We start from the raw sequence: 12100 nt of genomic DNA, 5'->3' as shown, positions 1-12100 counted from the left end.
GAGTGATTGAGCAATGATCAGAGTTTGGATACCGTTGATAGCAGCCATCGCAGTGGGATGTTCTGGGGCACGTCAGAAAGTGACCCAGTCGAAGCCTGTCTCTGATGATCACATTGCCTATGCTGCCATTGAATCAAAACCAGCAAAAACAACGGTAGATAAACCACAAGTTGAGTTAGCATCACAGCCGAATCAGTTGGACAAAGAACTTCAGAATCAGATCGACAAAGAGTTTGATACTGAGTTGGAACTTCAAGAGGGGGAGTCTTCGCCTCAAGACATTGAACTTGTCTCGGCCAACAGTCAGGCACAAGAAAGACAAGAGCCTGTCGATGAGATGACGATTCCTCAACTCCCTCCCGCGGTTGACAGTTACGATTCTGTTAATGATGGACTCTATCTGAGTGAAGTCATTGACTCTGTCTATCAAAGTTACCCTCTTCTCGAAGCGGCCTTCTATTCACGTGAAGTTGCTTCAGGTGAGAGATTAGCAACCTTAGGAGCCTTCGATCGTAAAATCAAAGCGGGCAGTGAAAATGGCCCGATGGGGTTTTATAAGACTTATCGCCAGAACATCGGCTTCATTAAACCACTCTATCAGGGGGGAGAAGCATTTGCTGGATATCGTATCGGCCGTGGTAGTTTTCAGCCCTGGTATCTCGAACGAGAGACGAATGCGGGTGGTGAGTTCAAAGCCGGTTTCTCAGTACCGCTGTCTCGCAATCGAGATATCGACGCGCGGCGTGCTGACTTGTGGCGTGCGACGTTTGGGCGTGAAGCGGTTGAGCCAGATATTCAAGCGCAACTCATCGGTTTTGTGCAAGAGTCAAGCTACGCCTATTGGGATTGGGTTGCTGCCGGCGCTAAGTTGAGAATTGCAGAACGCGTGCTGAGTCTCGCGCAAAATCGAACCGAGCGCATTCGGAGTCAGGTTGAAAATGGGTTCCTCGACCCACCTGAATTAACCGACAACTTACGACTTGTGGCGGAACGATTGGGGAAACGGGCGGATGCGGAGCGTAAACTTCAGCAGACAGCTGTCAAGTTGTCATTGTACTATCGCGATGCAAATGGCCGGCCCTTGATTCCAAGCGCAGAGAGTCTTCCCAAATTTCCCGAACTGGAACCCATTGATCGAGAAATGGTATCGCTGGACGCGAAGATCGCTGTGGAACAACGTCCGGAAATTTATACGCTTGATCTCATACAACGTCAATTAGATGTGGATTACTCTCAAGCACGCAACGATTATCTTCCCAATGTTGATTTGGTGATGCAGGCCTCCCAGGACGTAGGCTTTCCGACAAGTCCCAAGAACGACAAAGGTCCGTTTGAATTAGATGCTTTACTGCTGGTAGAAGTTCCCGTTGAACGTCGTAAGGCCCGCGGTAAGTTGATGGCCATTGAAGGCAAGCTTTCGCAACTCAATGCCAAACGACAACTGACGGAAGAAAAAATAATCGCTGATGTCGAGTCAGCTTATGCCGGTTTAAGCGGAGCATTTGAGCAGGCGAGGCAGGCAGAGCAGGCAGTTGAGTATGCCGAAGACCTGGCGCGACGAGAGCGACTCAACTTCGAGGAAGGATTATCCGACTTGTTGAAAGTAACGCTACGCGAAGAATATGCAGTGGAATCCGCTGAAAAAGCCGTCGATGCAAAACTACTTTATTTCCTGGAACAGGCTGATTATCGGGCGGCACTCGCTGAGGATCAGGTTCCCTTCATGGAAGAGCAATAAAAGTAAATCACCACCTCAATCATGTATTCCAAGAAATCATTGGTTTTCGCTTTTCATCTTAAGCGAAAGTAAAGAGTAGGTATGATGAATACAAATGGTATTCGAATCTGGAATTGCCTGCTTGTCGTTGTTCTTGCCAGCTGGACGAGTCAAGCCTCTGCCGAAGAGGAAGCAGTTCAATGTGTCCAGAGTGAATTTGGGACATCATTGGCAGAGTACCAGAATAGAGCATACCAGTGTAAGACAATAAAAGGGCTCTTTTTTTCTCCTGGTTGTGGCACCCTGTTTCAGTGGAGTGCAGGTAGTGGCTGCTCCGGTGGACCCCAGTTAGATCAACCATTGCGAACAGATCGCCCTAATTTTACTTCGACCTCTGTGACGGTGGGAAAAGGCGTCACTCAGATCGAATCCGGATATTCTTACTTGGATGATAAAAGTGGAGGTCGACAGGTCAGTACTCAGTCACTTGGAGAGTTTCTTTTTCGTAGGGGCATTCTGGCAGACTGGCTCGAATTTCGTCTCGGTTTTTCTCCTCTACAGCAAAGCACTGCCATTGGCACATTTCAGAATACCACGGTCGGTAGCGATGACCTTTATACAGCGCTTCAAGTTGCTTTAACTCCACAGAGAGGTTTTTTGCCAGAAATGGCAGTGATTGTACAGATGAGTCTTCCGACAGGCAGCCCTACTTTTACGGCGAATCAAGTCGAACCGGGGCTCGATTGGGTCTATGCCTGGGAACTGAATGACTGTATTTCGATTGCGGCTTCGACTCAGGGAAATCGAAGTGTCGATGACAACGGCCGATCCTTTCTGGAAATCGCTCAGTCATTTAACGTCAGTTATACACTGACAGAACAGTGGGGAGCCTTCACCGAGTGGTTTGCACTCATACCCAGTGGTGCGAATACGGCTGAGACAGAACACTATTTTGACGCCGGCTTCACATATCTGATCAACAATAATCTGCAATTGGACATCAATGCTGGTGTCGGCCTGAACGAGGCCGCCATTAACTACTTTGTAGGGGCAGGGGTATCCATCCGGTTTCTGTAATCAACAATTCAGAGACAAGTTTAACGTTTCACACCTTCGATGATACTGAGTTCCGTTTTGGTGGGAACGATTCTCGTCAGTTCGAACCCTGCCTGATTGTAAAGTGTTTGATACTCTGATTCCGTTCGTTCTTTGCCTCCGGGAATGAGCATCATCACCAGATCGAGGAATTTGCCTGCAAACGGTTCGTTACCCGGGGGAATGACGCTTTCGATGATGAGCAATTTACTGTTTTCTGACATTACCGCATGGCAGTTACGAAGAATGGTCAGCGACTTTTCATCGTCCCAGTCATGAATGATGTGTCGCATCAGATAGGCATCTGCCGTCAGTGGGATAGAATCAAAGAAACTGCCACCGATCGACTCACAGCGATTGCCCAGACCCGCATTTTCTAGATTTGTTTGCGATCGCTCGATCACATGCGGCAAATCAAAGAGGATCCCCTTCATCTCAGGGTAATGTTGCAATAGACCGATGAGGTTCGATCCGTTTCCACCTCCGATGTCAGCCAGCACTTTAAATTCAGAAAAATCATAGGCTTCGAGTATCGTGCTGGTTTCCCTGCCATGAATTCCAGTCATCGCCTGGTCGAAAATATGTCCCTTATCGGGATGTTCGGACAGGTATTCAAAAATCGGTTTGCCCCAGACCTTGTCAAACGAGGTTTTACCGGTCTCGAGTGTATAAAGAATTTCAGTCCAGGCATGAAACTGTTCATCGCCGGTCATCATGGCCAAGGCGCGTTTAGAATCGGGAATATCACTACGTAAGAACTCAGCCAGAGGCGTTAATGAGAACAGCCTCTGTCCCTCTTCAGCAAAAATACCGATACTCGCCAAGGCCCGCAGTAATCGATAGAGGGCATCACAATTGGTGTGTGAGGCTTCTGCCAGTTGTTCAATCTTTTGTGGACCGTCTTTCAGAAGATCGGCAATTCCCAATTTAGCAGCTGCAAAAATCGATTGTGACGTCCAGTAACCGGTAATCATTCGGTCCAGTTGCTGTGGAAGAGATGCTTCTGACATGAGATTCCTTTACAAACAAGCAGCTTGTGATACAGGTTATTGAGACGCAAACCAAGCTCCGATATTTGATCTTATGCTAGCAGAATTCACATTGAACGCAAAGGATTCAGAAGGCTGAGAGGGCAGTACCCCGTCAAAGTAGATTGAGTGAGACAGGATTTATTCCGATGTCACAAAACTCATATGCAGTTCAGCATGTCGGAGATGGAAGGCGTTCCACTCGTCAACGGTGAGGCGACCTAATCCCGGGTTGAGAGCCTGCGGAGTTTCCTGCTTTAACCGTTCGATTGCTTCGTGTAACTCAGAGAGTGTTTTCACAGCATCATGTTCTTTAGGGCGCACCGCTTCCATTTTAGAGGAAATCTGAAAACCCGCTGGCATTGGCTGCGTGAGAAATTTCTGTTTCATGGTTAATTTGATCATGACCCGCAGAGGCCACGGAGCCAGAGCGGGAAAGTCATCAATCGATTTATGCATGGTGATTGCCAGATGTTCCAGAATTTGCCCCAGCGACCAGTTGCCCAACGTACGGGAAGGCCCCACCACCATCAGTTCTGCATCTTTAAGCAGTTGATCCATGGAATTGTAATGGACGTCCCGACGATCTTGAACGGTTTTGGTGTTGATGGGCATGAGAATGTCTCCTGGTGCTGGTACAAAATTAATATGAAGAATCTGAGAATACAGCGAATGATCAACCCAGAGGCTGCCACAAGCCGAGAGTGGCACCGGTGGGATCAGAAATCACGCTTAATGAACCAAAATTAGGAACTTCAGTCGGCTCTTGAATAATGGTTGCACCCAGTGATTTTGCTTTTTCGGTCGAGGCGGCCAGATTCTCCACTTGCACATAAGAGAGCCAGTGTGAGGGGGCATCAGGAATGGGATTCGTCAGCATCCCTCCGCCGGTCCCCTCACCGACATCGATGATAGTGTAGGTATGATCGTCGCAGATTTGCATGTCATTCAGCTTCCAGTTAAAAAGTGAAGAGTAGAAAGATTTCGCCGTTTCTACGTTGTTGGCGTGCAGCTCGATGTGGCAAAATGGGTTCGACATTGTCGTTTCTCCTGTTGGCTATAAAGTGAAATCTGCCTGTCCTGACTATTTGCAGGCAGTTGTTTTCGATGACGGATGAAACCGTCTGCTGGGGACACGATTGTCAGAGTTTTTTGAAAAATTTGATTTTTGCCGAAATGAACGGCCTCATTCTGTCCCCGAATCGGTGCTTGATACGTCACCAGGGAAGTTGTAAGTCCCAACCATCATTCACTTTTGAGAAGGAAACAAAACGATGCCTCAATTTATGTTTATTTATCGTGGTGGAGCTCCTCAGACACCAGGAATATCTCCAGAAGAGATGCAGGCTCACCTCGATCGCTGGTGGGGCTGGATGAATGAATTTATTGATAAGGGCGTATTAGAGCCAGGGAATGCTCTGGAATTGAGAGGGAGCGTTGTTTCCGGGGATAAAGTGATCGCCGATGGTCCCTTTGTGGAATCGAAAGAAATGATCGGCGGATTTTCGATCCTGACCGCAGCAAGTCTGGAAGAGGCGACAGAAGTTGCGAAAGGGTGCCCCATTTACGAATATAAGGGGAAAGTCGAAGTCCGCCCCGTTGTTGATAATTGTGGAGAAGCAGCACCAGAAGATACGTAATACCCGTGAAATCCGATACCATTCACAGCCTCGACGATCACTTTTATCGGCATGAATCGGGGCGCCTGACTTCACTTTTGACAAGCCGCTTTGGTTTACAAAATATTGAACTTATTGAAGATGCGGTTCAAGAGGCCCTGTTGCGCTCGTTGGATAGTTGGAAGCTGGGAGGTCTACCCGACAACCCTCCAGCCTGGCTCTACCGTGTGGCAACGAACTGTGTTCTGGATGCGCTGAGACGACAACAAACGGTAAAAAAATCATCAGCTGAATTACAACAGCATCAGGCACGCTTACATGCAGAATCTCAAAGCGAACCTGGAGCGTGTTCAGACAGTAACGAGGAAGAAAGCATCTTAAGGATGATGTGTGTCTGCTGTCATGAAAAATTATCGGCTGAAGCACGCATTTCATTATCGTTAAAAACACTCTGTGGTTTCAGTATCGCAGAAATTTCCCAAGGGTTATTAACCAATACCGAAACTACAAAAAAACGTATTACGCGCGCGAAAAAGTTTTTTATTGACGAACGCATCCCGTTCGAAATTCCTGTGGACGACGCGTTTCACAAGCGAATCGAATCGATGCACCTTGTCCTCTATTTACTTTTTACTGAAGGCTATAACTCTTCACGGCCCGATACACTCATTCGCCGTGAAATTTGTGCTGAAGCGATTCGGCTTTGTCAGCGACTGATTGACCGGGAAGAATTTTCGACACCTGCGACGCATGCCTTATTAGCACTGATGTTGTTTCACGCGGCCCGATTCGAAGCAAGGCTTGATAACGAGGGTTGTATTTTATTAATGGACCAACAAGACCGCGGTCTTTGGGATAAAAGTTTAATTGCTGCAGCTGCCGAGCAGTTGCAATTTGCCGCAACTGGCCGCGAACTGACACGCTATCATCTCGAAGCAGGCATAGCCGCCACCCATTGTCTCGCGCCCAGTTTTAAAGAGACCAATTGGAATGCGATCTTGAAGTCGTATGATTTGCTGATGAAGTTTTATCCATCACCAGTGGTGGCTTTAAATCGCGCCGTTGTCATTGCGCAACTGGAGGGGCCTCAAAAAGGAATCAAAGCGATCCAGGATATTCGAGGAATGGAACTGCTCAAAAATTATCATCTGCTCGAAGCAACACTCGGAGAAATGTATCTGCGGTGTAATGAACTTTCCAAAGCACGCAGTTATTTTTTACAGGCCCGAGATAAAACGACTTCGCATACCGAGCAATTACTATTGGATCAAAAACTGAAAAAGTGCGAATAAGTCTGGGAAAGCTCGATTCATTTTCCGACCGGCGGCGGTTGAGGACGCGCAAAGACCAGTTTGTCAGCAGTCGATTCTTTGGCGACGTATTTATATTTGTCGACATTAAACCCTGTGAGTTCCTCTGGCTTGTCTATCCGATTCAGAATCATCCAGCCCGCCATTTTCCCGCGCGCCTGTTTGGCGAACAGGGCAATCGTGCGTGATTTTCCATCTTTGATTTCCTTAAAGACAGGGGTAATCACGCGCCCCTTCAACAAACCGGGTTTGACTGCTTTGAAGTATTCATTCGAAGCCAGATTCACCAACACCTTCTGTTTGTGTGTTGAGAGAACTTCATTGAGCCTGTCCGTGATCTTTTCTCCCCAGAAATCATACAGTGTTTTACCGCTCTTGGTCGACAGACCTGTCCCCATTTCAAGCCGATAAGCCTGCATTAGATCCAGCGGACGCAGCAGACCGTACAAGCCAGAGAGAATTCGTAAATGATCTTGTGCGAAAGCAAGGTCGCGTGCTTTGAAACGACTTGCTTTGAGTCCCTGATAGACGTCGCCATTAAACGTGAGAACCGCCTGTTTTGAATTTTTGGTAGAGAAAGGGAGTGACCATTCTGCAAAACGACTGTGGTTCAACTCCGCCAAATCCGCACTAATGCCCATGAGTTCGCTCAGTGATTTTCGAGACATGCGTCGTAGTTTCTTGACGAGTTTTTCTGATTCGTCGAGAAATTCAGGCGTCGAGAATTTCGAAGTCTGTTTTTGCGGTTCCAGATTCAAAGATTTTGCGGGAGAGATGACAGTTAACATAGTCGCGATTAGTCCTTAAGCGGGGTGGTTATTATCCGTATTGTTTATAGATCGCGCATCTCAGAATGTCAACGAAAAGAAAAAACTGACGTTTATGGTTTCAGGGATTGATAAGACTTAATCATGGCATCTACTTTTTCGGTTTGGGGATGCAATGAACCCCAGCGAAAGACCATGACTCCCGTGGCCGGTAAGCGTGTTCCGTGATCCAATACAGAATTGACCTGTTCGACAGGCACCGACTCTCCCCAGTCCGAGAGTTGCACGATTGGCCAGATTTTGTGCTGTTCTCCTGGATTGCCTTTAATGCCGAGATGCTTTCCCAGCCAGGACGTCTGGCGCGAAATCCAGGCCGGATCATGCGGATGATTGAAGCGGGCGTGGTAGGGCATGATACTGAAAATATACACATATTTTGCCTGTGCTTTGAGGTCGATAGCCAGTTTATTTTTGAGCGCGCCGTTGAAATCGGTGTCTGTCCAGGGACAGTGAAATGTGCCTAAGAGAGCTTGAGGTCGCATCTCATCAATAATCGAACGAAACTCGCGGACCCAGTCTGTAAAGACATCACACCGCCACTGGACCCAGGTCTCTTTCTGTTTTCCCAAAAGTTGTTTTGAGAGTTCCGATGCGGGTGCATCGGGTAAATTTGTTTTCGTCTCGCGCTGGAACTGTTTCAGGCAACGTTCGCAGAAACAGGTGTCGGGCATGTCCGGGACCGCTCGTTCCCAACTGGCGTGGCTGTGATGGTAGTCGAGCCAGATGCCGTCAATCTCGAATTCCTTGAGCACTCTACGAAATTCATCCATACGATAATTGCGATAGCCAGGATGGGTGGGGCAGATCCCTTGCCAACCCTGGGGAGCGGGACAAACCTTTCCATCGACGCCAATGGGGGCGGCGTCGGGATGTTCTTTAAGATAGTTGGCGACATGAAGTGTATTGAACTCAGCGAAGACTTTCGCCCCTTGTTTTTTGAGAAGCGCAACGCGTTCCTGTGTCAGGCCACCCGATCCCATAAAGATCGCATTGATTCCCAACTCCGGCAATGTCTTATTCTGTTCCAGTAATTGTGTGGGAACGCCACCATAAACACCACGGATTTTAATATGGGGGCGCTTTTCAATCTGAGCGTTCACAGATTGTAAGGATAGCTGAGCCGTTGTTGTTATGACTATCAGTGATAAAATAATTCGCATTGTTTGTTTTGCCATTGAATTCTCTCCTTATCAGTGAAGTACACACTTCAATCTATCGTACAGGGGAGTATAGATCAACGATGGTTACTGCTTCAGGACGTCGGAGAGCCATTGGCGGGCCTCGGTTCGTTCGGGCAGATTTTTCAATACCCATTCGTCGGAATGATTGGGGTAGGGGATCGCGAGGAAGGTGAATTCGCCTTTTGAGTTCGACTTTTTGAGATACTCTTCTGTTGCGCGAGTACTCTTTTCGTGAGTAATGAGCTGACGTCGCTTCCCAAGCCGGGCCAGCCGTTTGTGCGCAGAAGCGATGTCGCTATCAGGATAGCTCCACTTTCGCACACCATCGTAATGACTGTGCGGCAGCATTGCTTTCCAAAGCGACGCGATTTCATCATCCCGAAGGCCGATATAGTTGCAGGCAATCGCACCGCGTGAAAAGCCGGTGAGAATCACGTTTTGGGGATCACCACCAAATTCTTTACAAATCCGGGCGACCGTTTGTTTGCAGTAATCCGCGGTGGCGGCGGGATCGCCCCACCATTTGATCGCATGTTTGCCGGTTTTGGGATCCACAAAAGGCAGACTGACCCAGATCATACCCGTTCCACCTGACAAGCCATAGCCCAGCTTGCAATCCTGTACGCGTCCATCACTACGGTCTTGAAGTGCATTCGTATAACTTCCGTTTCCCGGATACTCCACGATCACGGGGTATTTTCGGCCGGGCATCCAATTCGTGGGGAGATAAAGGGCGTGTGCGATTTCTGTTGTCTCGTATCCGGGATTTTGCTGCCAGACCCGCTTTCCCGCCTGTGGTTTGCCTTTGATCATAGCAGGAACCTGTAAGTCATTCGGCAGGCTATTCAGATTCACAGGCTCTGCTGCAGGTAATATGGTTGTGCTATAAACGAAAAACAAGGAGAGACTGAAACGATTCACAAACCCGATTCCTGTCGTTCATTAGAAAAAGATACTAAATTATTTGATTTCATCTTCCTTAAGGTTAAACGACAGCGAATAAGAATCAAGGATGGGTGTGTAAGATTGATCTGTTGTTAAGAAAATGAATTCCAGTTGCACAGGCTCATCAATTTTCAACTGGGAACCACTTGAAACATGGGAACGGATTGTTTTCCCGGTTTGATCCAAGATATTCACCTCGATTGATGTCTGGTTTGGTGTGCGTACAGCATAATTCAGTTTGTTAAACCGACCATTGGGAGGGAGCGTGAGCAGTTCTGTTGTAAACATACCAGTCGAACGATATTTGCCAACTTGTTTGTTTAGCACCAGATTATCTGTCAGATTGACAACTCCCTTTTTGGCGCCTCGATAGATGAAATAGGAATCTTCATACGCCCAGGGAACTACATTCAGTCGCTGATAGTTGCGACGGCGTTGAAAATGTTCGGTATTGGCACCAAAACCGCGTGTTTCGATCACATCTAATCCGCCGCTCCCTGTGATCACCAACTCCAAAAAAGGATCCTCGTCAAGATTACAAACATAGGCGTCCCCCCAATAGCGTGGTCCACCAACGTCGAAGCGATCAAGGATCTCTCCTTCCGCCGAGAGGGCATAGACGATTCCATTCGCTCGTGTCTTCTTATTGGAAAATTTTTGTGTGTTATCAAAATACTTCCCATTGGTCAGTGCCAGAATCTCCATTTTTTGATCACCGTTAATATCACAGAGAATTGGTGTCAAATAAGCATGCGAGTTCTGATGCTTGAGTTCGGGACGCAGATTCCTGCGCCACTTGATATGCCCTTTTGCGTCCAGACAATAGACCTCGTTTTGAAATGTCATACCGACGATTTCCATTTCTCCATCGCCATCCAGATCTGCTACGTTCGGTGAATCTTCACCACTCAAGTCTGGTACTTTCCAAAGCAGTGTGCCATTCGTTTCAAAAGCGTAAATGGCATCGTGTGCATCATCTCTTGCATAATTGTCAACCGACTTGATGATTTCGACTTGTCCATCATTGTCGATATCAACCAATACCGGATCCGCACTTGAAGCGTTATCGTTTGTCTTGTACGACCAGAGGCTCTTTAGCGTGATCGGGTCAATACGATGTAACACTCCCTTCTTGCCGCGCGAATCGTCGCCGGAACCTGCGAAGAAGTCCCATCGACCATCTCGATCCACATCCATTGCTGTCGTGTGACAGCCACATTGAGCCCAACCTGCACGCCGCTCACTGAGTTTCAAATCCGCCATGTTGAGACGCAGAAGATACTTTGACCGAGAACCAAATAACCCGTCAAGCTGTCCATCTCCGTCGGCGTCAACAATCACTGCCGAATTTCCGAGTTTGAAGTCACTGGAATCCCATTGTCGGAGCATGTTCCCGGTATGGTCGAGCACGTACAGACGCCCGGGACTGGAAACGGTATAAAGAATTTCGATTTTGCCATCACCGTTCAAATCGTAGGCCGAAATACTCTGCTGACTTCCCGCCAATTTCTTGCTCCAGATCACAGTGCCATCGCTGGCCCGCAGCATCTGTAATTTTTTGGTTTTTCGTGAGGCAAACAGTAACTCTCGTTGACCATCATTGTCAGAGTCGACACAAATCTGTGCATTACAAAAACTAAGATCAGGCTTGGTGTATTCGAGTTGGAAGAATTTACTGGCGGTTGATTGCAACCTCGTATTATTTCCAGATTTAATGTCAGACTCTGAATCCGCGAGACTGATGGATGTTTCGATGACTGACAGTAGAGCCACAACAGTCATTAGTACCAAACGCGAACACATTATGGTTTCCTTTTGATTCAACAGAAGATAATAGTTGTGATCATTTTTTTGCTAACTTCAATTACAATTTCATGAAAATAATTCAATCGAAAAAGATCATTTGTTAAGATTGAAATCCTGTTTGTTTATTCCAGATAAAATAGTTACCTCTAGCGTAGTTTTGATATTATATTGAGCAGGAATATATTGCTCCGTTTCTTCTACCTTAGCACCTCCGGTTTGCGGTCCTGCGTCTACCATCTTGCCGGTATTGCGAGTTGCTCGAATCTGCACTTTATGAGGGCCGAGCGTCGGGCCTTTTTCAGCAATGTCGTACTTGCCATTTTCGATAGCACCTCCGGAGGTAGGGCCTTTGGTGTTGCCAGTGGGAATGAACTCAATCATTCCATTCTCAATGGGCTTTCCGTTAAAGGTGACAGTTCCATTGATCGTGGCGCGCTCCGGCCCAGTTTCTTTCTCTCCACAACCGACAGTCATCGCTACAATCAGAGCAATGGCTAGCGCGCCAGATGTCTTTCTCCCTGATTTTCTTAGCATGACATTACCTCGTTAAAATATACTGAAGAATGGTATTA

12 protein-coding genes are annotated in these 12100 nt (G+C 47.4%); 4 read left to right on the top strand and 8 right to left on the bottom strand.

What is annotated here, in order from left to right:
• Window positions 1-13 precede the first annotated feature (13 nt).
• Entirely contained in the window at window positions 14-1738 is a 1725-nt protein-coding gene (locus V202x_RS04015) for a TolC family protein (RefSeq protein ID WP_145171435.1), read from the top strand.
• Between the two features lie 81 nt (window positions 1739-1819).
• Window positions 1820-2794, top strand: a complete 975-nt coding sequence (locus V202x_RS04010) for a transporter (RefSeq protein ID WP_145171433.1) — start codon at window positions 1820-1822, stop codon at window positions 2792-2794.
• A 20-nt stretch (window positions 2795-2814) separates the two neighbouring features.
• Here V202x_RS04010 and V202x_RS04005 read toward each other — a convergent pair whose 3' ends face one another.
• The 3 genes from V202x_RS04005 to V202x_RS03995 all read right to left on the bottom strand — a co-directional run bounded on the left by V202x_RS04005 (window position 2815) and on the right by V202x_RS03995 (window position 4879).
• Window positions 2815-3822, bottom strand: coding sequence for a methyltransferase (locus V202x_RS04005; RefSeq protein ID WP_145171431.1), 1008 nt, complete (start codon window positions 3820-3822; stop codon window positions 2815-2817).
• Between the two features lie 159 nt (window positions 3823-3981).
• Window positions 3982-4455 carry a DUF1569 domain-containing protein gene (locus V202x_RS04000; RefSeq protein ID WP_145171429.1) on the bottom strand — a complete coding sequence of 158 codons (474 nt, stop codon included), beginning with the start codon at window positions 4453-4455 and terminating at the stop codon, window positions 3982-3984.
• 61 nt (window positions 4456-4516) lie between these two features.
• The gene (locus V202x_RS03995) at window positions 4517-4879 is read right to left on the bottom strand and encodes a VOC family protein (RefSeq protein WP_145171427.1); all 363 of its coding nucleotides are present in this window, start codon (window positions 4877-4879) and stop codon (window positions 4517-4519) included.
• 235 nt (window positions 4880-5114) lie between these two features.
• Between V202x_RS03995 and V202x_RS03990 the strand changes: the two genes are divergently transcribed.
• Window positions 5115-5480, top strand: a complete 366-nt coding sequence (locus V202x_RS03990; RefSeq protein WP_145171425.1) for a YciI family protein — start codon at window positions 5115-5117, stop codon at window positions 5478-5480.
• A 5-nt stretch (window positions 5481-5485) separates the two neighbouring features.
• The gene (locus V202x_RS03985) at window positions 5486-6751 is read left to right on the top strand and encodes an RNA polymerase sigma factor (RefSeq protein WP_197993213.1); all 1266 of its coding nucleotides are present in this window, start codon (window positions 5486-5488) and stop codon (window positions 6749-6751) included.
• A gap of 17 nt (window positions 6752-6768) precedes the next feature.
• Here V202x_RS03985 and yaaA read toward each other — a convergent pair whose 3' ends face one another.
• The 5 genes from yaaA to V202x_RS03960 all read right to left on the bottom strand — a co-directional run bounded on the left by yaaA (window position 6769) and on the right by V202x_RS03960 (window position 12062).
• Window positions 6769-7557, bottom strand: coding sequence for a peroxide stress protein YaaA (gene yaaA, locus V202x_RS03980; protein ID WP_145171421.1), 789 nt, complete (start codon window positions 7555-7557; stop codon window positions 6769-6771).
• A 92-nt stretch (window positions 7558-7649) separates the two neighbouring features.
• Window positions 7650-8771: a hypothetical protein gene (locus V202x_RS03975; RefSeq protein WP_232098827.1), complete on the bottom strand. Its 1122-nt coding sequence runs from the start codon at window positions 8769-8771 to the stop codon at window positions 7650-7652.
• 69 nt (window positions 8772-8840) lie between these two features.
• Entirely contained in the window at window positions 8841-9698 is an 858-nt protein-coding gene (locus V202x_RS03970; protein WP_145171419.1) for a hypothetical protein, read from the bottom strand.
• A gap of 39 nt (window positions 9699-9737) precedes the next feature.
• Window positions 9738-11525: an FG-GAP repeat domain-containing protein gene (locus V202x_RS03965; protein WP_145171417.1), complete on the bottom strand. Its 1788-nt coding sequence runs from the start codon at window positions 11523-11525 to the stop codon at window positions 9738-9740.
• Between the two features lie 96 nt (window positions 11526-11621).
• Window positions 11622-12062 (bottom strand): hypothetical protein, encoded by a 441-nt coding sequence (locus V202x_RS03960; RefSeq protein WP_145171415.1) that lies wholly within the window; start codon window positions 12060-12062, stop codon window positions 11622-11624.
• Window positions 12063-12100 lie beyond the last annotated feature (38 nt).

It is taken from the genome of Gimesia aquarii (assembly GCF_007748175.1).
Taxonomy (GTDB): Bacteria; Planctomycetota; Planctomycetia; order Planctomycetales; family Planctomycetaceae; genus Gimesia; species Gimesia aquarii_A.
Note: the sequence above shows the minus strand (reverse complement) of the source record. Positions and strands in the feature narration are given on the sequence as shown.